24 protein-coding genes are annotated in these 25,334 nt (G+C 48.0%); 10 read left to right on the top strand and 14 right to left on the bottom strand.

Annotated elements, in window-relative coordinates; translation table 11 throughout:
* Nucleotides 1-30: 30 nt before the first annotated feature.
* Genes Q8M75_RS06175 through Q8M75_RS06160 form a run of 4 tightly spaced genes read left to right on the top strand, consistent with a single transcriptional unit; the run spans nt 31 to nt 5,134 of the window.
* A complete protein-coding gene (locus Q8M75_RS06175; RefSeq protein ID WP_305487420.1) occupies nt 31-2,901 on the top strand; it encodes a molybdopterin oxidoreductase family protein in 2,871 nt (956 codons plus the stop codon).
* 19 nt (nt 2,902-2,920) lie between these two features.
* The gene (locus Q8M75_RS06170) at nt 2,921-3,619 is read left to right on the top strand and encodes a 4Fe-4S dicluster domain-containing protein (protein ID WP_305487418.1); all 699 of its coding nucleotides are present in this window, start codon (nt 2,921-2,923) and stop codon (nt 3,617-3,619) included.
* Nucleotides 3,609-4,541, top strand: coding sequence for a DmsC/YnfH family molybdoenzyme membrane anchor subunit (locus tag Q8M75_RS06165; RefSeq protein ID WP_305487416.1), 933 nt, complete (start codon nt 3,609-3,611; stop codon nt 4,539-4,541). The genes Q8M75_RS06170 and Q8M75_RS06165 overlap by 11 nt, the downstream gene beginning before the upstream one ends.
* A 14-nt stretch (nt 4,542-4,555) precedes the next feature.
* The gene (locus Q8M75_RS06160) at nt 4,556-5,134 is read left to right on the top strand and encodes a nitroreductase (protein WP_305487415.1); all 579 of its coding nucleotides are present in this window, start codon (nt 4,556-4,558) and stop codon (nt 5,132-5,134) included.
* 41 nt (nt 5,135-5,175) lie between these two features.
* Here Q8M75_RS06160 and xsc read toward each other — a convergent pair whose 3' ends face one another.
* Entirely contained in the window at nt 5,176-6,984 is a 1,809-nt protein-coding gene (gene xsc, locus Q8M75_RS06155) for a sulfoacetaldehyde acetyltransferase (RefSeq protein WP_305487413.1), read from the bottom strand.
* Nucleotides 6,985-7,209: 225 nt separating this feature from the next.
* On the opposite strand from xsc, the gene Q8M75_RS06150 reads away from it, so the two are divergent.
* Nucleotides 7,210-8,208 carry an AAA family ATPase gene (locus tag Q8M75_RS06150; RefSeq protein ID WP_305487410.1) on the top strand — a complete coding sequence of 333 codons (999 nt, stop codon included), beginning with the start codon at nt 7,210-7,212 and terminating at the stop codon, nt 8,206-8,208.
* Between the two features lie 15 nt (nt 8,209-8,223).
* Complete coding sequence (locus tag Q8M75_RS06145) at nt 8,224-9,975, top strand: hypothetical protein (RefSeq protein WP_305487408.1); 1,752 nt, start codon at nt 8,224-8,226, stop codon at nt 9,973-9,975.
* Nucleotides 9,976-9,999: 24 nt separating this feature from the next.
* Here the strand turns inward: Q8M75_RS06145 and Q8M75_RS06140 are convergent, their stop codons facing one another.
* The 5 genes from Q8M75_RS06140 to Q8M75_RS06120 are packed head-to-tail and all read right to left on the bottom strand — an operon-like array spanning nt 10,000 to nt 14,196.
* Nucleotides 10,000-10,719: a GntR family transcriptional regulator gene (locus Q8M75_RS06140; protein ID WP_305487407.1), complete on the bottom strand. Its 720-nt coding sequence runs from the start codon at nt 10,717-10,719 to the stop codon at nt 10,000-10,002.
* 11 nt (nt 10,720-10,730) lie between these two features.
* Nucleotides 10,731-11,903 (bottom strand): UxaA family hydrolase, encoded by a 1,173-nt coding sequence (locus Q8M75_RS06135; RefSeq protein WP_305487405.1) that lies wholly within the window; start codon nt 11,901-11,903, stop codon nt 10,731-10,733.
* A gap of 39 nt (nt 11,904-11,942) precedes the next feature.
* The gene (locus Q8M75_RS06130; RefSeq protein WP_305487404.1) at nt 11,943-12,224 is read right to left on the bottom strand and encodes a UxaA family hydrolase; all 282 of its coding nucleotides are present in this window, start codon (nt 12,222-12,224) and stop codon (nt 11,943-11,945) included.
* Between the two features lie 29 nt (nt 12,225-12,253).
* On the bottom strand, nt 12,254-13,264 hold the full coding sequence (locus tag Q8M75_RS06125; protein WP_305487402.1) for an Ldh family oxidoreductase: 1,011 nt from the start codon (nt 13,262-13,264) through the stop codon (nt 12,254-12,256).
* Entirely contained in the window at nt 13,261-14,196 is a 936-nt protein-coding gene (locus Q8M75_RS06120) for a hydroxyacid dehydrogenase (RefSeq protein ID WP_305487400.1), read from the bottom strand. The genes Q8M75_RS06125 and Q8M75_RS06120 overlap by 4 nt, the downstream gene beginning before the upstream one ends.
* A 148-nt stretch (nt 14,197-14,344) precedes the next feature.
* Between Q8M75_RS06120 and Q8M75_RS06115 the strand changes: the two genes are divergently transcribed.
* From Q8M75_RS06115 to Q8M75_RS06105, 3 genes are all read left to right on the top strand, one after another.
* Nucleotides 14,345-15,334: a Bug family tripartite tricarboxylate transporter substrate binding protein gene (locus tag Q8M75_RS06115; RefSeq protein ID WP_371131755.1), complete on the top strand. Its 990-nt coding sequence runs from the start codon at nt 14,345-14,347 to the stop codon at nt 15,332-15,334.
* Nucleotides 15,335-15,432: 98 nt separating this feature from the next.
* On the top strand, nt 15,433-17,070 hold the full coding sequence (locus tag Q8M75_RS06110; RefSeq protein WP_305487397.1) for a thiamine pyrophosphate-binding protein: 1,638 nt from the start codon (nt 15,433-15,435) through the stop codon (nt 17,068-17,070).
* Nucleotides 17,071-17,077: 7 nt separating this feature from the next.
* Complete coding sequence (locus Q8M75_RS06105) at nt 17,078-18,505, top strand: FAD-binding oxidoreductase (protein WP_305487395.1); 1,428 nt, start codon at nt 17,078-17,080, stop codon at nt 18,503-18,505.
* On the opposite strand, the gene Q8M75_RS06100 is transcribed toward Q8M75_RS06105, so the two are convergent.
* The 7 genes from Q8M75_RS06100 to Q8M75_RS06070 all read right to left on the bottom strand — a co-directional run bounded on the left by Q8M75_RS06100 (nt 18,488) and on the right by Q8M75_RS06070 (nt 23,979).
* Complete coding sequence (locus Q8M75_RS06100) at nt 18,488-19,162, bottom strand: sulfite exporter TauE/SafE family protein (RefSeq protein ID WP_371131774.1); 675 nt, start codon at nt 19,160-19,162, stop codon at nt 18,488-18,490. The two genes, Q8M75_RS06105 and Q8M75_RS06100, sit on opposite strands and share 18 nt — an antisense overlap.
* A gap of 124 nt (nt 19,163-19,286) precedes the next feature.
* Entirely contained in the window at nt 19,287-21,023 is a 1,737-nt protein-coding gene (locus tag Q8M75_RS06095) for an L-aspartate oxidase (RefSeq protein ID WP_305487393.1), read from the bottom strand.
* A complete protein-coding gene (locus Q8M75_RS06090; RefSeq protein WP_305487390.1) occupies nt 21,020-21,631 on the bottom strand; it encodes a fumarate hydratase C-terminal domain-containing protein in 612 nt (203 codons plus the stop codon). The genes Q8M75_RS06095 and Q8M75_RS06090 overlap by 4 nt, the downstream gene beginning before the upstream one ends.
* Nucleotides 21,632-21,639: 8 nt before the next feature.
* Nucleotides 21,640-22,515: a fumarate hydratase gene (locus Q8M75_RS06085; protein ID WP_305487388.1), complete on the bottom strand. Its 876-nt coding sequence runs from the start codon at nt 22,513-22,515 to the stop codon at nt 21,640-21,642.
* Between the two features lie 11 nt (nt 22,516-22,526).
* Nucleotides 22,527-22,886 carry a succinate dehydrogenase, cytochrome b556 subunit gene (gene sdhC / locus Q8M75_RS06080; protein WP_305487386.1) on the bottom strand — a complete coding sequence of 120 codons (360 nt, stop codon included), beginning with the start codon at nt 22,884-22,886 and terminating at the stop codon, nt 22,527-22,529.
* Complete coding sequence (locus Q8M75_RS06075; RefSeq protein ID WP_305487383.1) at nt 22,883-23,251, bottom strand: succinate dehydrogenase; 369 nt, start codon at nt 23,249-23,251, stop codon at nt 22,883-22,885. Before Q8M75_RS06075 ends, sdhC begins: the two co-directional genes overlap by 4 nt.
* Nucleotides 23,248-23,979: a succinate dehydrogenase/fumarate reductase iron-sulfur subunit gene (locus Q8M75_RS06070; RefSeq protein ID WP_108469381.1), complete on the bottom strand. Its 732-nt coding sequence runs from the start codon at nt 23,977-23,979 to the stop codon at nt 23,248-23,250. Before Q8M75_RS06070 ends, Q8M75_RS06075 begins: the two co-directional genes overlap by 4 nt.
* Nucleotides 23,980-24,063: 84 nt before the next feature.
* Here Q8M75_RS06070 and Q8M75_RS06065 point away from each other — a divergent pair, with 84 nt between their 5' ends.
* Complete coding sequence (locus Q8M75_RS06065; protein WP_305487381.1) at nt 24,064-24,951, top strand: LysR family transcriptional regulator; 888 nt, start codon at nt 24,064-24,066, stop codon at nt 24,949-24,951.
* 28 nt (nt 24,952-24,979) lie between these two features.
* On the opposite strand, the gene fdx is transcribed toward Q8M75_RS06065, so the two are convergent.
* Nucleotides 24,980-25,318, bottom strand: a complete 339-nt coding sequence (gene fdx, locus Q8M75_RS06060; protein ID WP_305487380.1) for an ISC system 2Fe-2S type ferredoxin — start codon at nt 25,316-25,318, stop codon at nt 24,980-24,982.
* Nucleotides 25,319-25,334: the final 16 nt, after the last annotated feature.

The raw sequence follows: 25,334 nt of genomic DNA, 5'->3' as shown, positions 1-25,334 counted from the left end.
CTAAATCTCCTCTTAAGAAACCACCAAGCCATGTTTAAGATTTTTTCCAAAGATCCAATTCACGATCCGATTCACAAGCAAGCAGCTGCAACTGAAATCAAAAAAACAACATGCTATATGTGCGCCTGCCGCTGCGGCATTCGAGCCCATCTCCGCGACGGTGAACTGGTCTACATTGATGGCAACCCAGAGCACCCCTTGAACCAAGGCGTTATCTGCGCAAAGGGATCGGCCGGCATCATGAAGCAGAAGTCTCCGGCGCGCATCACCAAACCCCTTCTGCGCAAGAAAGGGAGCGACCGAGGCGCCGGTGAGTTTGATGAAATTAGCTGGGAGCAGGCATTTGAATTACTTACCGATCGATTAAAAAAGATCCGCGAAACGGATCCAAAGAAGTTTGCTCTCTTTACTGGGCGCGATCAGATGCAAGCCTTGACCGGTTTATTTGCCCGCCAATTTGGCACGCCGAATTATGCAGCGCACGGCGGATTTTGCTCCGTCAATATGGCCGCTGGAATGATTTACACGATTGGTGGCAGTTTTTGGGAATTTGGTGGGCCCGATCTGGATCACGCAAAGCTCTTCATCATGATTGGTACTGCTGAGGATCACCATAGCAATCCAATGAAGATTGCGCTCTCAAAATTTAAAAGAGCAGGCGGTCGTTTTATATCCATCAACCCCGTACGCACCGGTTACTCTGCCATTGCCGATGAATGGATTCCGATTAAACCAGGCACAGATGGCGCCCTGTTTATGGCCCTCATGCACGAGTTAATTCGTACCGAACAATACGATGCGGACTTCCTAAAGCGCTATAGCAATTCTGGTCAGCTGGTCTGTTTGGATGCAGGGCCCGAGGAAGGTCTATTTTTGTTTGACCCCGACTCTGATCCGATTAATGCCGATTTACCGCACAATAAATACGTATGGGATGCCAATACCCAGAGCGCAAAACCCTGCTTTGAAAAAGGTGTATCGCCAACGCTCTGCGGCGAGTTCATCATGGGCCCAGGCCCACACCAAGGTAAAAAAGTAGCGCCCGCATTTGAATTGCTGCGCAAGCAAGTGCAAGATACAACGCCAGAATGGGCCTCCTCTATTACCGGCATTCCGGCTGATCGAATTAAAAAATTAGCTACTGAAATTGGTCAAGCTGCATTTGAGCAAGCATTTGAAATGCCCGTTGCGTGGACTGACGCCTGGGGTGAGTCCCATCAGACGGTTACCGCAAGGCCAGTGGCCTTTCATGCCATGCGCGGATTGGCTGCTCACTCCAATGGCTTTCAAACAACGCGTGGCTTGGCTGTGTTGATGTCATTGATTGGCACGATTGATAGGCCAGGCGGCTTTAGGCATAAAGCGCCTTACCCACGGCAAGTACCGCCGAACGTGAAGCCGCCCTCTTCTGAAAACGACATCAAACCGAATACGCCGCTTGGAAAAGCCCCGCTCGGATGGCCCACTCAGCCAGAAGACTTGGCTCTCGATGCCAAAGGCAATGCCCTGCGCATCGATAAAGCCTATACCTGGGAGCACCCATTAGCTGCCCACGGCTTAATGCATAACGTCATTACCAATGCTGTCAAGGGCGACCCCTACTCCATTGATACGCTCATGATCTTTATGGCCAACATGTCATGGAACTCCACCATGAACACCATGGAAGTGCGCGAGCTCTTGAACTCTAAAAATGCGGATGGTGAGTTTAAGATCCCATTCCTGGTGGTGTGCGATGCCTTCCAATCGGAAATGGTTGATTTTGCCGACCTCGTTCTGCCCGATACAACTTATTTAGAGCGCCACGATGCAATGAGCTTATTGGATCGACCGATCTCGGAATACGATGGTCCGGTTGATTCCGTGCGCATTCCGGTCTTGCCGACTACAGGTGAATGCAAGCCATTCCAGGAAGTTTTAATTGAATTGGCCTCACGCTTAAAGTTCCCTGCATTTACTACAGAAGATGGCGGCCGTAAATTTAAAGACTACCCAGACTTTATTACGCGCTTTGAAACCGCCCCCAATTCTGGCATTGGATTCTTAGCGGGATGGCGCGGTAAAGATGGTGAGAAGAGTTTGCGCGGCGAGCCAAATCCAGATCAATGGAAACGCTATGCTGAAAACAATTGCGTCTTTCATTACAAAATGCCGGTAGAGCATCAATACATGCGTAATTGGAATCGGGGCTATCTCGACTTTAGTAAGGCAAATGCGCTGCGCCAAAAAAATGATCCAATCATGATTGCCATTTATTCCGATATTTTGCAAAAATTTCGCTTGGCAGCAAAAGGACAACGGCCAGGTTCAAGTCCTCCCGAGCATCTCAAATCCCGCATCCTCAAATACTTTGATCCATTGCCATTTTGGTATCCACCTCTCGAAGATGAGGTTACTGACTTAGAAAAATACAGCTTAAACGCAATTACTCAGCGTCCGATGGCGATGTATCACTCTTGGGATTCTCAGAATGCCTGGCTGAGACAAATTCATAGTCATAACTATCTGTACGTCAACACCAAAACCGCACTAGAGCATGGCATTAACGATGGCGCTTGGATGTGGATTGAATCGCAATGGGGCAAGGTGAAGTGTATGGCTCGCCACTCCGAAGCCGTTGATCCAGGCACTGTTTGGACATGGAATGCTATTGGTAAGGCAGAGTCCGCCTGGAGCCTCGATCCCAGTTCGGACGAGTCTAAAAAAGGCTTTTTGCTCAATCACCTGATTTCTGAAGAACTTTCGCTCGGTGGATTTTCAGTTAGCAACTCCGATCCAATCACAGGACAAGCGGGCTGGTACGACGTGCGCGTCAAGTTGGCTGCTGCAGATGAAAACGAACCCGAAGAAACATGGCCACAAGTAAAGGCTCATCGGGTACCCGGAATGATTACTAAATAACCTTTTCTATAGAACTTCTATGTCACAACATAACAGCACTTCTGCAAAGTCAGCCCCAAAGCGCAAGCAACTGGCTTTGGTCATTGACCTCAATGTATGCGTGGGTTGCCATGCCTGCGTCACCTCTTGCAAAGAGTGGAATACATCCGGCTCAGCAGGTCCACTGACCGACCTCAACCCCTATAGCGCGAATCCAAATGGTGCTTTTTTCAACCGGGTTCAAACGTATGAGTCTGGCACCTTCCCCAAAATGGAAACCGTGCATTTCCCCAAATCATGCTTGCACTGCGAGGACCCTCCCTGCGTACCGGTATGCCCCACCGGCGCCAGCTACAAACGTGCTGAAGATGGCATCGTGCTCGTCGATTACGACAAATGCATTGGTTGCAAGTATTGCGCTTGGGCCTGTCCTTATGGCGCGCGTGAACTCGATGAAGAACGCCAAGTGATGACTAAATGTACCTTGTGCGTAGATCGGATCTACAGCGAAACTTTGCCAGAGAGCGAAAGAAAGCCTGCTTGCGTTCTCGCCTGCCCGACCAGCGCTCGTATTTTTGGCGATGTTCATGACCCTGAATCAGAGGCAAGCCAGGCAATTGAAAAGCGCTCAGGCTACAAGCTCATGCCGGAGTGGGAAACACAGCCAGCTAATCACTATTTACCACGCTCTATTACCGAAATCATTAATGCAGTAAAGGCAGAAAATAATGCATCCTAGTTTTTCTCTCATTTTCTTCACCACCTTGGCAGGCATGGCCCAAGGCTTGCTGGTTTTTATAGGCCTCATGAGCATTGGTCAAGGCGGCTTGCCGGATGACTTCTTGGCCATGCTCGCATTGCCGATTTCATTGGTTCTGCTCATGATTGGCTTAATTTCATCCATGTTTCACTTAGGCCATCCTGAAAGAGCCTGGCGCGCTGTATTAATGTGGCGCACCTCTTGGCTGTCACGTGAAGTCATTATTCTGCCGATTTTCATCGGCATTACTTGCCTCGCCCTCTTCTTCGCATTCCTAGGACAGAGCAGTTCCTGGGTTTGGGGTGCCCTCATTGCTGCATCGTTTGCATTATGGGTCTGTACGGCCAAAATCTACCAATGCATTCGTTTTATTCAAGAGTGGGCTCACTTCTCGACCATCATTAATTTCATTATTCTTGGTTTGGCATCGGGCTGGATGCTGCTATCTACCCTGCTTCTCATTTGGTTTGGATCCGAAACGATATCTGTCCTCGCCTTAAGCCAAGTTGGCTTTATTTTGATAGCTGCAGCGATGGTCATCAAGCTCTGGATTTGGAAGCGCAATCGAAATCTTCGCCCGATTTCAACTATTAACTCTGCTACTGGACTCAAAGCAAGTAATGTTCGCCAAACATCCATGGGAATGACTGGCGGGAGCTTTAATACCAAGGAGTTTTTTCATCATCAAAGCGATTTGGTGATCCGTAATTTGCGACGCATTTCACTCATCGCCGCCTACATTCTGCCGCTGATTACCCTTGTATTCGCAATCAGCCAGGATCAGGCTGGCTGGATTTTTGTCGCATTTGCGATTCATTGTTGCGGCTTAATGGCAGAGCGGTTTCTCTTCTTTGCAGATGCAAATCACCCGCAAAATTTGTACTACCAACGGATTTCCTAGGCAGTATTTAGTCGATGCTGCTTGAAGACTATGCGGACGTCTTAATTCATGGACGGGTTCATGTTTCGCCAAAGCGCCTAATTGAGCCTGGTCCTAGCGCAGAGCAAAAAAAACGCATGCTCGAATCCGCAAAGGCTGCGCCAGACCACGGCCGCAATATGCCGTGGCACTTTATTGAAATCTGTGAATCAAGCCGCTCTCGATTGGGCTCCGTCTTTAAGGAATGCCTACTGGAAAGAGATCCGCAGGCCAGCCCCATTGAACTGCAGGAAGCACACGATAAGGCCCTTCGTGGCCCTCTACTGCTTCTTGCTGTTGCCAAGCTCGGCATTACTCCAGATGGCGTTAGCGAACATGAGAAGATGATCTCCTTGGGCTGTGCAATTCAAAACATTCTTTTATCAGCCCATGCGCTTGGCTTTGGATCAGGCCTATCAAGCGGCAAAGCAATCACAAGCCAGCGCCTCAGGCAGCTTTTTAAACTGCCGCCAGATGAATATCCAATTTGCTTTATTACGATTGGCACTGTCTCAAAAAATAAGTCCGGCAGCGGATTGCGACCGGACTTATCGGCATACCACTCGATTTTTTAAACTCCCTAGCGGATCAGATCCGCAATGGGAGCACACAACACTTAGACGTAGTCTTTGTATTTCTCGAGGAAGCGAACTGGCTTTGATAATGCATCACGGCGGAATGGGTCACCCAATTCCCGAGTACACATAATCTCGAGTACGCAGGTTTTTCCTTCGTTCATTTGCATATCAATTGCTTTTTTAAGCGCTGGACCGACCTGATCAAGCTGGTCAACCACAATGCCCTCAGCGCCCATGGATTGAGCAATGCCTGCAAAACTAGGGCTCTCTAATTCTCCAGCAACAAACCGGCGATTGTAAAAATCAACCTGGTTTTTCTTTTCAGCGCCCCACTGGCGGTTATGGAACACGACCGCTGTGACTGGGATGTTGTGACGAACTGCTGTCATGATTTCAACCATACTCATTGCCCATGCACCATCACCTGCATAGGCAATTGCTGGGCGGTCTGGAGCGGCAACCTTCGCACCAATGATTGTGGGCAGAGCGTAACCGCAATTACCAAAACTCATGGGAGCAAAAAAGCTACGGGGTTTTTCAAACCGCAAGTAACTGTTGGCAACCGAATTAATATTGCCAATATCAGTCGAAACCATTACATCGGCTGGCATTGCCTTTTCGAGCTCCCGCAATACCTGTCTTGGGCTGAGGTAATTTCCACCAGTAGGAGTGCGCTCCTTTTTTTGCTCCTCAATCATGTCAAGGCTGAATGCATCGCGCTCATGCGTCCATTCATCCAGCTCTTTTTCCCAGGACGCTTTCTCGGCCGCGATGGTTTTAGCGCGCTCTGCTTTAGTCGCATCGCAAACCAAGGTTTTGTTTGCAAGGCGCTGCGTTAATGCAATTGCTGCTGCCTTAGCGTCACCGCAAATGCCAACGGAAATCTTCTTCACGAGGCCCAGCATTTTGTTATCGGCGTCAATCTGGATAATCTTGGCATTTTTTGGCCAATAGTCCATGCCATGTTGTGGCAATGTACCGAACGGTCCCAAGCGGGAACCCAAGGCAACCACCACATCGGCCTGCGCCATTAGCTTCATAGCGGCTTTCGAGCCTTGATATCCCAGTGGTCCGCACCATAGAGGATGGCTTGCCGGGAACGAGTCATTATGGAGATAGCTATTCACTACCGGGGCGCCAAGGCGCTCAGCCAATGCCTTGCACTCCTCAACCGCATCGCCCATCACAACGCCGCCGCCAGAGATGATCACTGGAAATTTTGCTTTGGCCAGCAACTCAGCCGCTTCATTGAGGCTGTTCTCGCCACCTGGACCGCGATCCAGTCGATTCGGCTGAGGAATCTCAACCTCAATTTCTCCGTAAAAATAATCCCGTGGAATATTTAATTGGGTTGGTCCCATTTCGGACATAGCGCGATCAAAGCAACGGCCGGTGTACTCTGCCATCCGCTTAGGATTATTCACATGCCCCTGATATTTCGTGAATTCCTCAAACATTGGCAATTGATTTGCTTCCTGAAAACCACCAAGTCCCATGCCCATGGTTCCAGTCTCTGGAGTAATCATAACTACTGGGCTGTGAGCCCAGTAAGCCGCAGCAATGGCAGTGACGCAATTGCTAATGCCTGGGCCGTTTTGAGCAATAACAACGCCATGACGACCACTTACGCGAGAGTAGCCATCAGCCATGTGGGCTGCACCCTGCTCATGCACGACCGGAATTAAACGAATGCCAGCGGGTGCAAAAATATCCATCGCATCCATAAATGCCGACCCCATAATGCCGAAGGTGTCAGTAACGCCGTTCGCGGCCATTGTTTCCACAAAAGCCTCTGAAGGCGTCATCTTCTGTGGGCCAACTACGACTGCGTGATCTGATTTCGACATAAAACTCTCCATGTATCGTTAGAAAATAAGAAAAGCCAGGGTGATGCTGTAATAATGAATGAAATTTTACCACTTTCTCAATAAAATGGAACAAATTGTTCTACAATTAAAGAAAATTTGATTAAATTGCGGGAAATCCCTTAGAAAAAATTAAAAAGTGGAATGATATTCACCAATTAATTGAACATATTCTTTTGTTGCCGATTGTAAAGACTTGGAAAACACATGCCCAACACCCCTGAATTAGCAGAGCTCATGACTTTACAGCCGGATACCTCCCTGTCGGCAAAAGCACTCTTTCCTGAATGCCATTTCAAATGCGATTTTGATGTGCCACACTTTTCAGAGCACAGCGATCTCGTTCCAGCGGTCGATCCAAACTATCAATTAGACGCCGACACAACGATTGCGCTATTGGCTGGATTTCGATTTAACCGCAGAGTGTTGTTACAAGGCATGCATGGCACAGGTAAATCGACCCACATTGAACAAGTGGCAGCGCGCCTAAACTGGCCCTGCCTTCGCATTAATTTGGATGGGCAAATTACCCGCATGGACCTATTGGGTAAAGACATCATCACTATAAAAGACGGCAAGCAAGTAACCGACTTTCAGTTGGGTCTCATCCCATGGGCATTGCAGAGACCGGTTGCCCTGGTACTGGATGAATACGATGCCGGTAGGCCGGATGTCATGTTTGTGATTCAGCGCATGTTGGAGCGCGAAGGCCGCCTCACCTTGCTTGATCAAAATCGCGTCATCGAGCCACACCCGTATTTTAGAATTTTTGCAACCAGCAACACGGTTGGCTTAGGAAATTGGAACAACATTTACCATGGAACGCAGCTACTAAATCAGGGGCAGATGGATCGCTGGGATATTGTGGCAGCACTCAATTACCTCGAGCCGCAGGCTGAAGAACGAATCATCAAAGCAAAAGTACCGCTATTAAATGCACCAGAGCATGCGGCAATTGCTGGTCAAATGATTGCACTAGCCAACCTTACGCGCAAAGGCTTTGCTGCGGGTGATTTATCTACCCTCATGTCAACCAGAACGGTCATTACGTGGGCTGAAAACTGGACCATCTTTGGTGACCTGGAGACCGCATTCCGTTTAGCCTTCTTGAATAAATGCGATTTCGAGGAAAAATTACTCATCGGCGAATACTATCAACGCTGTTTTAATAGCGCCCTCAGCATTACGGCTCCATCCTCCGACTAGCGCGAGCTCTACGCCTTGCAACTCCTTTCTTCTGAAGACCTATTAATCCAAGAGCGCTATGGGGCGATCGTTCGCTCGATTTCAGGCGATCCCCACGTCAATGTGCGCGATTGGAATTTTTACCAAAACGATGAATTGATTGGTCAGTTAGCACCGCACCTCAATCCCATTCATTTCTTTGAGTCCTGGTCAAATCATCGCGGCATGCTGGATGGTCTAGGCTTACGTATTGCGCACTCTGATTTAGCCCTGCACCGCAAAATGCAGCCATTGGATTTAATCGGCTCTCTTGTCTTTGAAGTATTAGAACAAATTCGCATTGAAAGCATTTGCCCTGCTGGCTTATCTGGAGCGAGACAAAATGTTCAAAGCCACTTTGTTGCTTGGTTACAGCAATTTATGGCCAAGGGCGGCACTGAAGGCAGCATTAACTTATTGCTCTTGGCGATATTTGGTGGAGCCTGGTCGCGCCTAAACAATGCACCCCTGCCGCAGTTAATGCAAGATACGATTGAAATACCACGAGCAGAGCTTTATAGCGAAACTGGGCCTCTACTAGAAAGGCTCAAACAAAATCGCTTTGACCAAGAAAAATTCGCTGAGCCCGCTTTGGAAATGGCTGAGCTAGTTTCGAACTTGGTCGCCAAAGAATATCAAGCGGTACCTAGCATTCGCATCAAGCGCAGAAACGCCAGTAAAAATCAGTTTCAAATTCCATGGGAATTTTCGGATGAACAAAAGCATCCGATCGCAGAAAACAGCCCCCATCCAAATGGCGTAGGCCAGCAAAATGCATTGTACGAGCGCGCGCTCAGTAAATACCGCATTTTTGATCGATCATTTGATGTTGAAATGAAGCCCCTAGATACCATGCGGGTAGCTCAACTCATCGCCTTTCGGGAAGAAATCGATGAAACCATTCATAGCTGGTCGATCCCATGGTTACGGCTCATTAAAACCTATGGAACGCTCTTTTCCAAACCGGTTCGAAATGGGTGGGAATCATCAGAAGAGGGACTTCTCAACCGAAAACAACTGAGTAGGGTGATTGCATCCCAAAATGCATCCTCCATTTATCAGAAAGAATATGCAGCGCCCAAGCCTGATTCGACCGTCAGCTTTTTAATTGATTGCTCCGGCTCGATGAAAGAAAATCGCCTGTTTATGGCGGCATGGGTCGATATCATGGTGCGGATTTTAGATAAAGCAAATATCCCCTGTGAAGTGCTTGGCTATACAACTGCCAGTTGGAACGGCGGGCAGTGCATCAAAAAATGGCACTCTGCCGGAAAACCCAAAAATCCTGGGCGCCTCAGTGAACAGGCGCATTGGATTTTTAAGGACTTCAAAACTAGCTGGAAAAATTCCCGCCTAAGTATTGCAGGCATGATGAAACCAGATATCTATAAAGAGAGTCTGGATGGCGAGGCTCTGCTATGGGCTGCTAAGCGGAGTTTATCGTTTAAACCCCAATTGAGCATCTCTGATTTAGCGCTCGATGAATTCAAGCATCATATTATTTTGCTATCGGATGGGTGCCCCATGGATCGGGCTACTCAGCAAGCCAATGAAGATGAAGACTATCTGATGGACCACCTGAAACTTGCCCTTAAGTGGGCAGAAAATCAAAATCAGATTAGGGTATGGGGCTGCGGCATTGGACAAGAAATGCGCGGGTACTTTTCAAAACGACTCAGCTGGAATGAAAACGATGCGCCAGTTAAGCTGATGAACGCATGGGCTCAAGAACTCCAAAAACAACTGTAAATTACTCAGGGTTTATTAAGCTCACTAAGCCACTAGCTCGCTGAAATACTCATGGCTAGTGGTATTCAAAGTCGATATACGCCATTCCAGTGGCTCATCTTGTATACCAAGCGCAACGCGTCGTATGACAAGAACGGGGGAACCTGGAGTGAGATTTAGCCATTCGGCATACTGTTTGTTCGGAAGCGCAGCGCGCAAACGCTCATTAGTCCGCACTACCGTTTGCCCATAATGCATTTGATACAACTGATAAATACTGCCTTCCCTAGCGGCAAAATCCTCACGCGTTAATTTTTTAAAACGCATTTTGTCTAAGGTAATTTGATCAATCATGACGCACTGGCCATCCAGATAAAGTCGATTCGTAATACGCCATACGGGCGAGCCCTCTTTAATTGCAAGCTTAAGAGACTCTTCTTTATTGGCGGATGCAGATAAAAAACTGGCCAGCTCCACTTTGGGATAGACTTTTTTATCAACATCGTGACGCACAACATGAAAAAAGTAATAGAGGAGCCGCTTTAGGTCGTGCTCAACTACATACGTCCCTTTTCCTTGGCGCCGCGTAACAATGCCATCTGCTACCAGCTCATCCACTGCTTTGCGCAGCGTGCCGATCGATACATCCAATTCTTTTGCAAAATCTTTTTCAGCAGGCAGAGCCTGCCCCATCGGAAAACGGCCCCTGACCAAATCTTCGGTGATTTTTTGTTTCACCTCTTGATAAGCGGTCAGGGACTTCATACTAGTAAGACTTATGCAGACTCATACAGACGGGTCATCACAAACTCGCGGTGGCCCAAGATTTCAGCTGCAGTTAATTCGCCGTTTGCAGTTCGCAACAGGGAATCGATGAGCTTCTCTCCAGCTGAATCCAGCGTTTCCTCGCGGCGCAATAAACCAGATACATCAACATCAATATGCTCTGACATAAGACGAACCGTCCTTGGATTCGCACATAACTTGATAACGGGAAGGATTGCATTGCCAATCACATTACCTTGTCCGGTTGGGAAGAGATGAGCGGCAAATCCAGAAGCTGCGCACAAAGTCACCATTTCAGCGGCAGCTGAGGAGGAGTCCATAAAGTGCAGTCCTGGAATAGTAGGCGTTTCTGCCTTATCAAGCACCCCATCCACAACGCATTTCTTACCAATTTTCTGGATGTTACCTAAGGCTTTTTCTTCAATCGTAGTCAAGCCGCCAGCAATGTTTCCTTTGGTTGGTTGCGAATCAGATAAATCGCTAGTTTTATTACGCTCAATCACACCTTGGTAGCGGTCAAACATCTCACGAAACTTCTTTTTGACCTCAGGAGTCCGACAGCGGGCTTCGACTAAGTGCTCGCCACCCGTTAGTTCGGTTGTCTCACCAAACACCAATGTGGAGCCAATTTCATACAAGCGATCAAATGCATTGCCTACTGCTGGATTTGAAGCACAGCCAGAGGTTGTATCGGATTCGCCGCATTTGGTTGAAACCCAGAGCTCTGACAACGGAGCCGAAACACGCTGCTGCTTTGAAGCATGCTTAACCATTTTGTAAGCAGATTTACTGGCTGCAGTAATAGTTGCTGTATCGCCATTGCCGCTAATCCAAAAACCCTCAACTGGCTTTCCAGAGGCCTTAATTCCTTCTACTACCTTGCCAGTCCACTGACTTTCAATACCAATCACTACCACTGCTGCCACGTTCGGATTGCAGCCAGCGCCAATCAGCGTGCGGAAATGGAGGTCCAAGTCGGCACCAAACTGCAAACGACCGTATGGGTGGGGAATTGCAATAGTGCCTTTAATGTTGTTCGCAACTGCCTCGCAGGCTGCATTCGATAGGTCATCCAGAGGAAGGATAACGACGTGATTGCGAATTCCCATGCGTCCGTTTTCACGGCGATAGCCCATAAATGTTGCTTCTTTTAAATTGATCATCTTTAATCTTTCCAAGTAAATAAGGTTGCAAAAACTGGATTACCAGCGCTTGGTCTTTACGTTTTGAACGTGGAGGTGCTCTCCTTTTTTGATAGGGGCAACTACTTTGCCGATATCTACACCGTATTTAATTACCGTATCACCGGCAACCAAGGGTTTTAATGCAATCTTGTGTCCGATTGGAATATCACTTTCAGACTTAATGGTTAAGGTAGTGTCGCCTTCCATTACCCAGCCGGTTAATTCTGTTCCAGCTTTAATGTTTTCGACTACCACTACACCAACAACATCTCCTGGCTCATGCACGACAAAGTGGATCATTTATTGCTCCTTAAAAATTGTTATATAAACTACTTCGCCCAATTCCGACGAATGCCGGATTGAATTTCTTCTAGTACTGCATCTGCAACCTCAATTCCACCATCCAAGGCATTTGCTCGCTGTTTAAAGCGACGCTGCCCTGGCAATCGAACGCCCGCATCGGTGGCCAATGTCTTTAAAAAATCGCTCATACGATTTGCAAATACCTGCCCACCGGCAAGGCCCGGATCAATGGTTAAAAGCAGCTGGCCAATACGGGGGCGATTGCCCTGCGCATCAAAGAAGGAATCAGCTTCATATGAAAAACGGCTCCCCGATAGTCCAACGACGAGCAGCTCCACAATCAATGCTAATAAAGCGCCTTTATCTCCGCCCATTGGAACCATGAGGCCCTTAAGACCTTCATTCGGATCGGTGGTGGGTTTGCCGTCGATGGTTAACGCCCACCCTTCCGGAATCGGCTCGCCCTTTTTTGCAGCAACGAGCAGCTTGCCACGAGCTACAGCAGACAAGGACATATCAATGACAAGCGGATTTGCTTTGGCCACCGGAAATGCTGCCGCCAAGGGGTTGGTACCAAAGATGGCTTTACTGCCGCCCGCCATTGGCATAGCCGCGGGGGTATTACCAAAGAGCAAGGAGATATAGCCAGCGCGCGCAGCTGCCTCAGTGTAATGACCTGCGACTCCAAAATGATGGCTATTGGTAACGGCCACAAGCCCTATGCCATTTTTGGAGGCCAAATTAACCGACAAATCCGTCGCCAGTTTAAGCGCTGGAAATGCGAGACCATCGCATGCATCTACTAAGGCGGCAGCGGTTTTAAATCGCTTTACCTGTGGCCTTGCATTTAACTCAATGCGGCCATTCATGGCATGCCCGGCATACTGTCCCACCCGAGCTAAGCCATGCGATGCTAAACCATCCGCTTCGGCTAAGGCTAAAAATTCGGCTGTTTCGATTGCCGCTTTGCGATCAATGCCGCTGGCTCGCAAACCAGATGATGCCAACTCAACAATCTGATCGAATGTCATCTTCATTTGCTGTTCCTCAAAAACTGAATTACCTCATCTGCAATCATCTGGCTAACGCGATCATTACTCTCACTTGTCACCCCTGCAATATGTGGCGTTGCAATGAGGTTACTTAATCCAGCGAAGTGAGAAAGGTCTGTCGCCGGCTCTTTTTCAAATACATCCAAGGCTGCACCACCTAAGCGGCCAGAGCGCAAACGCTCAGCTAAGGCTTTTTCATCCACAATGCCGCCGCGCGCTGTATTAATTAAGCAGGCGCCGTGCTTCATATTGTCTAAACTTGCTGCTGAAAATAGGCCACGGGTTTCTGGCAAAAGGGGCAGATGCAAAGTAACTGCATCACTGGACGCCAATAGGGCATCAAGCGTGACCAGCGGGACGGCGGTGCCGCCAACATCGACCGACTGACCAGATAGCATGGGATCATAAGCAAGGCATTTCAAGCCAAAGGCAAGTGCCTTTTGCGCTGTGACGCGACCAATGCTGCCAAAGCCAACAACACCCAAGGTCTTTCCGGTGAACTCATGGTATCCAGAAAAATGAGGGCGCGGCCAGCCACCGCTTAAGGTTTGTGCTGTGGCCGGTAAAAAGCCACGCGTTAATGCGAGGGCCGTACCAATCACGTACTCCGCGACCGACTCCGCATTCGCTCCCGTTGCAGGAATCACCTTTATATTGCGCTGCGCACATGCAGGCAATTCAATATTCTCGAGACCCACACCAAGGCGGCCCACCACTTTTAGATTTGGTGCCCCATTTAAAAGCTCTTGATTGACCTGGGTCAAATTACGAACAATAAGGGCATCAGAATGCTGCAATGCAGAAATTAATTCTGCTCGTTGCTTGTAGATCTCAGGCGCATAAATAACCTCATGGCTAGCACGGAGGGTTTCTAGGGCTTGACTTGTAATGAACTCAGAGATGAGAATAGATGACATATCTACATCATATAGATGATTTAGATGTCTTGCAATACCCAAGTCTTTTTTATGTTTTCCTTGTATCGTTTAAGTGTTGAATTAAAAGTAAAAGAAGAAGCGCCAAAAAAAATAAAAGTTTTGGAATTTAAATCAATAGGAGAGCCGCATGTTTACGAAGCAGATTAGTTTTATGAAAAGAAATGCCATCAAGCTGTTTGGTTTGATGCTAATTGCGGGCGTCAGCACAATGGCACAAGCCCAGAGCTGGCCAACCAAGCCAATCAAATTAATCATCCCATTTGCGGCAGGTGGTACGACCGATATTTTGGGCCGCATCTTAGCTCAGCAAATGAGTACCGTATTGGGACAAAATGTGATTGTTGAAAATCGCGGCGGTGCCGGTGGAAATATCGGAGCTGAGGCAGTTGCACGATCGCCAGCAGACGGCTACACGCTTTTACTGGCTTCTGGCAGCATGCTTACCGTCAACCCATACATGTATAAAAAGATGAGCATTAATTATGGGACAGATTTTTCACCTATTACCACTCTAGCTAGTGGCCCTATGATTATTTCTGTTAATCCTAAGCTGGGCGTAAAGAACTTAAATGAGCTAATAGCCTTAGCAAAAACTAGAAATCTCAATTTCGGATCAGCCGGTATCGGCAGCCAGGTCCATTTGGCTGGAGAGAATTTCATTACAGCAGCAGGAATCAATGCAACCCATATCCCCTATAAAGGCGAAGCAGCAGCGTTAACGGATTTAGTGGCTGGGCAAATTGATTTTTGCGCTTGTAACGTACCTGCATCTACGGGCTTCGTTCGCAATGGCCAAATTCAAGCTTTAGCAGTAACTAGTGCAAAACGCTTAGCTCAGCTTCCGAACATACCTACTGTTTCAGAGGCATCACTGCCAGGTTTTGAAAATGTCGGCTGGTTTGCCTTAATGGCACCATCCAATACACCAAAAATCATCAGAGATAAGATTTACGAAGCGGCCGTGAAAGCTGTCAAAACAGAAGCAATGCAGAAGAGCTTAGAAATTAATAGCCTTACTCCTGTTCTTAACACCACTAAAGAACTAGAGGCACAGATTGCATCTGAATCTGCAAAATGGGAAAAAGTAATTAAGGCACGCAACTTAACTGCCAATTAATTATTGCAAAATAGACTATCAAAGCCACGATGAAAGTCGTGGCTTTTTTATCAGATAAGAAAATTGAACATCAAGTCGTTATTTTTAAAGAGTAAACAATGTCTACCAAAATAAAACGTGGCGCCGATGCATTGGTTGAATCGATGCAGACTGCTGGAGTAAGTAATGTATTCACTCTCTCTGGTAACCACATCATGCCTATTTTTGATGCTGTATATGATCATAAAATCAAGCTGATTCATACCCGACATGAGGCTGCAGCAGTTCATATGGCTGACTCATGGGCAAGGCTCACGGGAGAAATTGGTATTGCCATGGTTACTGGCGGTCCCGGTCATGCCAATGCAGTGTCTGCGCTCTACACTGCAGGAATGGCTGAATCACCACTTGTACTGCTATCAGGACATGCGCCTATCAATCAACTGGGAATGGGCGCATTTCAAGAGATGGCGCAAGTTGATATTGCCGCCCCGCTAACAAAGGCATCTTGGGTTTGTAAAAGCGTATCTGAACTACCGAGCGATTTTGCAAAAGCCGTTTCAATTGCGAAGTCGGGTAGGCCTGGTCCAGTACACATTAGCCTCCCCTCGGATGTTTTAGATAATGCCTTTGATAGCAGCACATCAATGCCAAAGGCGGCTGATTTTGAACCCATTCCGATGAAGGCAGACAAACTAGTAATCAATGAAATGATTACTGCGTTACTCAAAGCAAAGAAGCCCTTAGTATTAACAGGACCGATGATGCAATCACAGGCTGGTCGTAAAGTGTTAGCCAGCCTAGAGGCCTCTTTGGGTATCCCGGTCATCGGTATGGAAAGCCCAAGAGGTATTGGGGATCCTTGTTTGGGAGCGTTTTCTGAAGTGCTCGCTCAATCCGATTGCGTCTTGCTGCTAGGTAAAAAGCTAGACTTCACTCTGAAATTTGGTAAGGCGCCAAACTTTAATCAAGACTGCGTATTTTTTCAAATCGATCCCGAAATAACGGAGATTGAGCGTACTAAAAGAGCGGTTGGCTCAAAACTTCAACTATCTGCATGCACCGATGTGCATAGCGCCATCCAGGCCATCATCGAATTAAATGGACACACAGCTAGCGTAGCGCGTGAATGGCAAACCGAGGTTCATGCAGCAATTGCTTATCGCCCTGCTGCCTGGAGTAGCGCCCCTTCAAGCCCAAATAAGTTGCATCCAGCCCAAGCATTGGCCCCATTGCAGGCAATCTTGGATAGCCATCCCGAATCTGTTTTAGTGAGCGATGGCGGTGAGATTGGTCAGTGGGCTCAAGCATGCTTAAAAGCACCAAATCGTGTCATCAATGGCGTTGCTGGGTCGATTGGTGCGGGATTGCCATTTGCTACGGCCGCTAGTTTAGCTAGGCCTGGTGCCCCTGTTGTTGCAGTTGTGGGTGATGGCACCTTTGGCTTTCATAGTTCGGAAATTGATACGGCGGTCCGCTATCAGCTACCCTTCTTATTGATCGTTGGTAACGACGCGTGCTGGAACGCCGAACATCAAATCCAAATCAGAGAGTATGGTCAAGCCCGTGTCATCGGCTGTGAATTACTACCAACCCATTATGAAAAAGTCTGCGCTGCCTTTGGTGGTTTTGGAGAGCTGGTCACCGAAAAAGAACAGGTATTACCGGCAGCGCATCGGGCAATCGCTAGTAAGCTACCGTCATGCTTAAACATCATGATCGATGGAGTGCCAGCCCCAAGCATTCGACGCAGCTAGATTAGACATGCCCATTCAGTCTGTTCTTTCAGAATTTGAGAGCGCTATTGGAAAACAATACGTGCTTGATAAAGATGAGGATAAAGATCCATACCTAACAGATTGGGGAAAGCGTTATACAGGCAAGGCGCTAGCTGTCTTAAAGCCGGGCAATACGGCCGAAGTGGCTAGCCTTGTCAAAATTTGCAACACGCATCGGATATCAATCGTGCCGCAAGGCGGTAACACCGGCTTGTGCGGTGGTGCTACGCCAGATAACACCGGAGATTCGGTCATCATCTTATTGAATCGATTGAATCAGATTTTCGATGTTGACATTCAAAACTCCACTATCACCGTTGGGGCTGGGGCGATATTAAAGCAGGTTCAGGATGCAGCGTTAGAGCATGGCACCTTATTTCCGCTTAGCTTAGCGGCAGAAGGCAGCTGCACGATTGGTGGCAACCTAGCGACCAATGCAGGCGGGGTTCAAGTTCTTCGGTATGGAAATATGCGCGACCTGACTCTAGGGCTAGAGGTGGTTACCGCAAGCGGCGAAATCTGGAATGGCCTACGAAGTCTTCGAAAAGACAATACTGGCTATTCATTAAAAGATCTCTTTATTGGATCAGAGGGGACGCTCGGGATCATTACCGCTGCGACCTTAAAAGTCTTCCCACTGCCTAAAACAAAGATCACTGCCCTTGTGAAAGTAAATGATATTGCATCGAGTATTGCCCTATTTCAGCAAGTGCAAAAGGGGTGCAGTGCCGACCTAACGGCATTTGAACTAATATCAAATCGAGCAATGGAGTTGGTATCTGAGCGATTTGTATTGGCCCAGCAACTACTGGCAAATCCGGCAGATTGGATTGTACTAATCGAGCTCTCGAGCATGGACTCCGAGGACAAGATTAGATTAGAAACTCAGAATCTCTTACTTGATGCTATGGACTCCTCGCTTATTGTCGAAGGCATCGTAGCTGAATCAATACAGCAATCGAAATCAATGTGGGAAATTCGTGAAACCATTCCAGAGGCCCAGCTGCAATTGGGGAACGTTATAAAGCATGATATTTCCTTGCCCATTTCAGAACTGGCAGCATTTATTGATAGCACTAATTTAAAACTCAAGGAAAAGTGGCCCGATACCGAGGTGATTGTATTTGGGCACCTTGGCGACGGTAATTTGCACTACAACCTAGTAGGCCTTAGCCTGGATTCATCTAGCCTGTTGCCAGACAGACGCAATGAAATTAATCACCTAGTTCATGATCGGGTCTATTTACACCAAGGCTCATTTTCAGCAGAACATGGAATTGGTCAAGCCAAGGTGACGGAGTTACTTGAGCGTAAATCATTAACTGAGATGACTCTGATGCAATCGATTAAACGCAGTCTGGATCCGCACTGCATTATGAATCCAAATAAAATCGTTTTACAAAATCCGAACTAACTTCGGAAGCTCCCTTAGCAATAGCATCGCCCCTGAAAACAGCAAAATACCGCCATAAATTTTGAGAATGCTTGAGCTACTCAGCTTGCTATGCACTTTTGAGCCGGCCCACAAACCTGTAATCATTGGCAACAGCATACATACCGCTAGCAACATCACGTCTGCATGCAAGAGCAATTCCGATACCAGCATGAATACAAATCGCATCCCCGTCAAAATTAAAATTGCAAAAGCCATAGTCGCCCTGAGCATGCGCGGATCTCGCATGCGCATTTCCAGATAGGATGCATAAATTGCACCCCCGGTGGCGAATAAGGCGGTAAAGATGCCGCCAAAAAATCCGAACGGCATTGCCCACCACTTCGAAATCGGTGTACGTAGATCTACTTTTTTCTTGGTGAGCACCCTTAAGCCATTTGCCCCGGCAAATATTCCGAGAATAACCAGCAACGGTTCGCTTGGTGCATTGATCAATAGAGTGATGCCAATCACCATACCCACTAAAGTAAACGGAAAAAGCCAAAGTAGCTCTTTTTTATCTGCCTCGTTAGACGATTTCCTGCCCAAATAGAGAGAAGCGCAAATATCCATTAAAACCATCATGGGGACTACGGTAGTCAACGGAAAAAGTTGAACTAACAAAGGAACTGCAACGATAGATGAGCCAAAACCAGATACGCCGAATATAAAATAGGCGCAAAAGATAATCAGTACCGCAAGCGTTACCGGGATGGGCTGCAGAATTTCTAAAATAATTTACCTTCTGCTTTTTCAGTGAAAATTAAATCAACTCTTCAACCAGAATAGTTTCACCGGGCTTTACGCGATTAAACAATACCGGTCTATTTTCAATCAGCAACTGCTCATTCGATAGCTTCACCGCGGTAAAGTAGGACGTATCTAAGTCGCCAGGTTCTGGAAAATCCTCACGGTAATGGGCGCCACGTGAGTTTTCCCGGGAAATCGCAGCCTCCGTCACCGATTTGCTTACCAAAATGAGATTGCGTAAATTCATCCAGTCTTGCCATGTCAGATTGTATGCACGCTGTAAATCTCCAACACCCATCTGATTTAGAGAGCGATCTAACTCGTCTAGTTTTGTTCGGGCCCGATACAAACTTTCTTTAGTGCGCGAAATCCCAACGTCATCCCACATCACTTCGGCTAGCGCATCACGGATTTGCTCAATATTGCCCGGCGCACGCTCCAGCGGCGCTTCATGTGCTTTGATACTTGCAGCCACTTCTTCCATGTTGCACTGGGCCAAGGGTTGATTGACAACCCACTTAGCCATGACATCGCCGGCAATACCGCCAAATACAGTGGAATTAGCTACGCCATTACCGCCCAAGCGGTTAGCGCCATGTACCCCACCCGTATCTTCGCCGGCGGCAAATAAGCCAGGCAAATCGGTACTGCAATCCGGCCTGAATATGAGGCCACCCATCATGTAATGAGCAGTTGGAACAACTTCGACCATATCTTCAGCTAAATTAAAACCGCTATCAGCACAGCGCTCAACCATTCCTTTAAATAATTTACGCACGTTATCAGGGCCGAGGTGACTCATCTGGATGTAAACGCCACCATTGGGTGTTGCTCGCCCCTCCCGAATCTCCGAATTAATCGAGCGCGAGACAATGTCGCGGGTTGCACGCTCATTCCGAGAATCGTAATTGCCCATAAAGCGCTCTTTATTGCCGTTCAGCAAGTATCCACCTGCCCCACGCAAGCCCTCTTCAAGAACGGTGCCGGTCATGCGGGTGTCAGGCCCTGCCAAAAGTCCAGTAGGATGAAACTGCACCATCTCCATATCGCGCAATACCAAGCCTGCTCGGAGTGCCATCGCCAAGCCATCGCAACTCTTATCGCCCGATGGGGTATGGTATTTGTACATCGTGGGTCCACCGCCGGTAGCCAGTAAAACTGCTTTGGCACGAACCAAGGTAAATTGCCCCGTTTGCATATCCAGCATGAGAACGCCTGCTAGCGACTTCCCGTCTTCACTGTGGATTAACTCCACCGCACGGAATTCCTCCAGGCGATGGATGCCGCGCGCCCATACCTGCTCGGCCAAACGGTTAATAATTTCGATGCCAGTTAAGTCGCCTTTGTGTACAGTGCGATCGAAGGTCTGGCCTGCAAAGGCTTTTTGATGAATCGTGCCATCGGGGTTACGATCAAAAAAGCATCCCAGTTCATTCTCAAGTTCCCGAATGCGCTCTACCGAAATACTTGCTAGAGTCCATGCCAAGTCTTGATCACATAACCACTTACCGCCTTCGATGGTGTCCATAAAATGACGCTCCACCGAATCACCCTCAGCCAAGGCTACGTTATATCCACCTTGCACCATGCGGGTACAACCGCATTTACCTAAAAGGCCTTTAACCGCAATCGTAATATGTAAATTGGGGTTGGTTTGATGGGCATGGAGGGCCGCAAAAAGACCTGCCCCGCCGGAACCCAAAATTAAGATATCCGTTTCTAAGGTCTTGATATTGAGGGGCGCATTCATGATTCGATTCCTAAGCTTTTGAGTACATCAACCTTGTTACGCGCAACGTCACCTTTGACTTCTTGATAGATGCTGCCGCCGTGGCTATCCATCGCCACCAAGAGTGGGCCAAAGTCACGAATCTTAAATCGCCAGAGTGACTCAGGATTGAGATCATCCATATCGACGTCTTCGATTTGCTCAATCCAAGTCGTTTCTAAGGCAGCAGTGCCGCCAATAATCGCCAAGTACACACCGCCGAGCTCGGCAAATGCCTTGGAGGAGCCTTCGCGCATACCCCCTTTACCCACAATCATGCGCACACCATTCTGAGCCATCAGTGGCTGAGTGAAGCGCTCCATGCGATCGGACGTGGTTGTACCGATGCAAATAGGCTCATACCCCGCTGGAAATTCAGGGCTGATTGGCACCTTGCGAACATTAGGCGCAGTATGAATCACGGCATGGCCAGTTAGATCAAACTTGGTCTTGCGATCATGATCAAACATATGAATCTGAGTGGCGTCCCGAATGCCAAAGAGGGTATTTTGTAGCGTTACTGTATCGTTGATTTTTAAGCGACGGATATCGGCTTCGCTGACAGGGGTGGGTAAATAGTAATGTGCCATTTCTGATCCTAAAATCCGTACTCAACACCATTCGGCGTGAAGGTGGCACGCGCACGTCTTGCCGAATGGCATTGCATATTGACCGCTACTGGGTTCATCGTAATGTGGGTTGCAGCCAATTCGACATGGACTGCAAACGCAGTGCCGTCACCACCCAAGCCTTGCGGGCCAATGCCAAGTCGATTGACCGCAGCACTTAATTCTTGCTCCAGCTTTGCGCCCTCCGCATCGGCACAGGCGCTGCCAATTGGGCGTGTGGCAGCCCGCTTAGCCATGGCCACGCACTGATCTGATGTTCCGCCAACGCCGACCCCAACGATGGTGGGTGGGCAGGTCTTTCCACCAGAGGCTACAACACTCTCAATCACAAATGCCTTCACCCCCAAAATACCTTCTGCAGGGATGGCCATCTTGAGATAAGAGTTGTTCTCTGAGCCGCTGCCCTTTGGAATCATTTCAATCTCAACTACCTCATTGTCAGAACAAAAATCAAGGTGTATTGCCGGCATATCAATGCCGCAGGATGTATGGTTATTCTTACGTGTGATTGGATGCACTACCGAAGAGCGGAGTGGATACTCCGTAGTAGCGCGCTCACACCCTTTACGAATCGCGGCTTTTAATGCCATACCATCAAACTCGACATTACGGCCAATCTTCACGTTATAGATCGGTAAGCCCGTATCCTGACAGAGTAAATTGTCTTCCCGCTCAGCTACAGCGATATTCGTGACCATGGTTTGCAAGACAACCTGAGCGCGCTGATCTGTCTCAGATTGGTTCAAGCGATCGATGCCTTGCTTGACATCGTCTGGTAATTTTTTTAAGGCGCGGATGTATAGCTCTTTACATGCATCCTCAACCATATTCATCTGTAACTGCATACTGCCCCCAATTAATCTGCTAAAGCTAAAAATAATAGGCCGGAAATAATCGAGATAACGATGGCCGCCTGAATCCAGCCCTTACGTAATCCACGCCACGTGCCAAACTCAATCATCAGCAGGCGAACGCCACCTACAAGGTGAACTGTTAATAGAGTCACCAAACCCCACTCACCGAATTTCACTACCCAAAAATCAGTCAACTTCAAGTAGCGGTCGAGCTCATCTGCCCCAAACAGGGACTGGGACAATAAAAAGAAGTGAATGGGCAAAAAACAGGCAAGCAATAGGCCTGAAATCCGGTGTGCCATATAGATAAAGTACGACAGGTGCGATTTAGCGCGGTGATCCAGCCTTGGTCTACTACTCATCGCCCTACTCCGCCCGTAAAGACACCAATTACAGCAGTAGTTCCCAATACCAATATTAGGACGGCCAAGATCCAGGGCAATACGATCAATCCGCTAGAGCGCGGAAAGTTCTCACGCAAAATATTGGCCAAACCAATCGGCGCATGCACTAAGCATGCCAATACAAATACTTCATAAAAAATAGCAAACAGCCAATTACCCTGAGTGCGGCCTAAGATTTCGCCCGCAGTAAGGCCACCACGGATGGCGTAAAACATAATGAATAAATGAATGGCCACACACAATCCGAGCACCATGGCACTGATGCGCTGGGCATACCAGAGTCTCGCTTGGAGTAGCGCGGTATTACTAATCGTCAAACTCACAACTTACCCCACTTCGTACCACGCACAGCAGCCCTAGCTACCAGCTTTTTTAATCCCGAAATACCAGCAGTCGGCTCTAGCTGCTTCGGGCAGCGCTCTGTACAACTGCCATGGGTATGGCAGGTATGGCAACCCGCATCGCCTGCCACTGCACGCAGTCGATCCAATTGTTGCGTATCGCGCACATCGTTGGTCAGAGTCCAAGCGCGATTGAGCGCAGCTGGTCCCAAATAATCAGAGCGACTGGCCACCACATCGCATGATGCATAGCAGACAGCACAGCCTATGCATTCAATGCCTGCATTGGCTAGTTGGCGCTCCTCTGAATCCGGTTTGACGATAGCAAAATCATCGTGGCGCGTTTGCTCACCCTTAAAAAACCCAACTGCCCCTTTCCATTTATTAAAAAACTCACGCATATCCGTTGCGAGGTCTTTAATGACGGGTAAGTTATTCAGTGGCGCAATCTCAAGGGAATCGCCCTCCACAATTTTTGCAACGTGGGTACGGCAGGTCCAGCGGGCCACTCCATTGACCGTCATCGCGCATGAACCGCACATCCCGACTCGACAAGCAAAACGATAGCTAAGCGTCGGATCTAATTTACGCTGAATGTAGGTCACTACATCCAAAACGGTTTGATTGGAATTACGCGGCACAAGGTATTCAACAAACTCGCCTTGCTCGGCTCCGCGCCATACTTTGACTTTGAGGTTTACGGTAGACATGGCAAAATTATATCGGGGTATAGTAAATAATAAATCGAATTGTTTTTTTATCGAGATAAAGTATTTCTTTACTATAATAAGGCCATGTCGAGCATCCGCGTACTTAAAAATTTCATCGCCATTAGCCGCCATGGCAGCGTTGCTGCTGCTGCCCGAGAAATCGGGCTTACTGCGGCGGCGGCTGGTCAACAATTGCAACACTTAGAGGCAGAAATTGGTATTGCCTTATTTGATCGCAATAAACGGTCTTTGGTATTAAATAACCATGGCAGAGCCTTAATTGAGCCGATTCAGGACATCATTGCGCGCTATGAGTCTCTGGGAAGCGGCCTCAAAAATGAACTAAGCGGGACAATCGTGCTGGGCGCTTTAGTCTCAACCCTGATGGGGCATTTTGGGAAAGCCTTGGATGAATTAAAGCGCAACTACCCTGAACTGGAAATTAAACTGATTGCCGGATTATCGAGTGACTTCCTCGATCAAGTCCTGGATGGCAAGCTAGACGCAGCCATTGTGACGGAGTCGCCATTTACCCTACCCCAAAGCGCCATGTGGACCGAGCTATACAAAGAGCCCATGGTTCTCATACTCCCGCAAACCGGTCAAAAACGCAGTCGATCAACCGTAAGCGATGAAACCATCCCAAAGAACTTGCCCTTTATTCGGTTTGAGCGAAAAACATGGACCGGTCACTTAGTTGATCAAACCATCAAAGTAAATAAGCTCGCGATGAACGAAGGTATGGAAATAAACTCCGTTGAAGCGATTATTGAACTGGTTAGACAGGGCCTTGGCTATTCCATTATTCCGCAATTAGCCAACGTGGATTGGAAGCATGATCAGCGCCTGCGTATTCATACCTTGCCAGGAAAAACCATTTACAGAAAAGTGGGTTTACTCGAGCGTAAGCGGCATGGAAGGCAAAGCATTACTACCGCTATTAAAGCCCAGTTCTTAAGCGCACTTTCATAAAGCGCCGGGACATTGAGTCCACGCGCAATTAATGATTTTCTTTGGCGTGATTGATCGAGTATTTAGGTATCTCAACCACCAGGTCGTCTTTTGCAATAATGGCCTGACACGACAGGCGGGATAAGGGATTTAAACCCCACGCCCGGTCTAATAAATCTTCCTCGTTTTCATCGGGCTCATTGAGGCTGTTAAACCCTTCACGCACAATCACGTGACAGGTAGTACAGGCACACACCATGTCGCATGCATGCTCAATCGGGATATCGTTTTCCAGTAAGGCCTCGCAAATGCTGGTACCAGGGGAAACCTCGAGTACTGCACCATCGGGGCAATATTCAGTGTGCGGCAAAATCACAATTTGGGTCATTACTTGATCTCAATCG

Source organism: Polynucleobacter sp. (genome assembly GCF_030693775.1).
Classification (GTDB): domain Bacteria; phylum Pseudomonadota; class Gammaproteobacteria; order Burkholderiales; family Burkholderiaceae; genus Polynucleobacter.
Note: the sequence above shows the minus strand (reverse complement) of the source record. Positions and strands in the feature narration are given on the sequence as shown.

Coding starts and splice junctions, on each gene's coding strand:
- Q8M75_RS06085 (WP_305487388.1), bottom strand. CDS start 22,515: ATGCAGTTACAGATGAATATGGTTGAGGATGCATGTAAAGAGCTATAC.
- Q8M75_RS06165 (WP_305487416.1), top strand. CDS start 3,609: ATGCATCCTAGTTTTTCTCTCATTTTCTTCACCACCTTGGCAGGCATG.
- Q8M75_RS06120 (WP_305487400.1), bottom strand. CDS start 14,196: ATGTCATCTATTCTCATCTCTGAGTTCATTACAAGTCAAGCCCTAGAA.
- xsc (WP_305487413.1), bottom strand. CDS start 6,984: ATGTCGAAATCAGATCACGCAGTCGTAGTTGGCCCACAGAAGATGACG.
- Q8M75_RS06130 (WP_305487404.1), bottom strand. CDS start 12,224: ATGATCCACTTTGTCGTGCATGAGCCAGGAGATGTTGTTGGTGTAGTG.
- Q8M75_RS06095 (WP_305487393.1), bottom strand. CDS start 21,023: ATGAATGCGCCCCTCAATATCAAGACCTTAGAAACGGATATCTTAATT.
- Q8M75_RS06140 (WP_305487407.1), bottom strand. CDS start 10,719: ATGAAGTCCCTGACCGCTTATCAAGAGGTGAAACAAAAAATCACCGAA.
- Q8M75_RS06135 (WP_305487405.1), bottom strand. CDS start 11,903: ATGATCAATTTAAAAGAAGCAACATTTATGGGCTATCGCCGTGAAAAC.
- Q8M75_RS06115 (WP_371131755.1), top strand. CDS start 14,345: ATGTTTACGAAGCAGATTAGTTTTATGAAAAGAAATGCCATCAAGCTG.
- Q8M75_RS06170 (WP_305487418.1), top strand. CDS start 2,921: ATGTCACAACATAACAGCACTTCTGCAAAGTCAGCCCCAAAGCGCAAG.
- Q8M75_RS06090 (WP_305487390.1), bottom strand. CDS start 21,631: ATGGCACATTACTATTTACCCACCCCTGTCAGCGAAGCCGATATCCGT.
- Q8M75_RS06150 (WP_305487410.1), top strand. CDS start 7,210: ATGCCCAACACCCCTGAATTAGCAGAGCTCATGACTTTACAGCCGGAT.
- Q8M75_RS06070 (WP_108469381.1), bottom strand. CDS start 23,979: ATGTCTACCGTAAACCTCAAAGTCAAAGTATGGCGCGGAGCCGAGCAA.
- Q8M75_RS06110 (WP_305487397.1), top strand. CDS start 15,433: ATGTCTACCAAAATAAAACGTGGCGCCGATGCATTGGTTGAATCGATG.
- sdhC (WP_305487386.1), bottom strand. CDS start 22,886: ATGAGTAGTAGACCAAGGCTGGATCACCGCGCTAAATCGCACCTGTCG.
- Q8M75_RS06125 (WP_305487402.1), bottom strand. CDS start 13,264: ATGAAGATGACATTCGATCAGATTGTTGAGTTGGCATCATCTGGTTTG.
- Q8M75_RS06065 (WP_305487381.1), top strand. CDS start 24,064: ATGTCGAGCATCCGCGTACTTAAAAATTTCATCGCCATTAGCCGCCAT.
- Q8M75_RS06160 (WP_305487415.1), top strand. CDS start 4,556: ATGCTGCTTGAAGACTATGCGGACGTCTTAATTCATGGACGGGTTCAT.
- Q8M75_RS06105 (WP_305487395.1), top strand. CDS start 17,078: ATGCCCATTCAGTCTGTTCTTTCAGAATTTGAGAGCGCTATTGGAAAA.
- fdx (WP_305487380.1), bottom strand. CDS start 25,318: ATGACCCAAATTGTGATTTTGCCGCACACTGAATATTGCCCCGATGGT.
- Q8M75_RS06175 (WP_305487420.1), top strand. CDS start 31: ATGTTTAAGATTTTTTCCAAAGATCCAATTCACGATCCGATTCACAAG.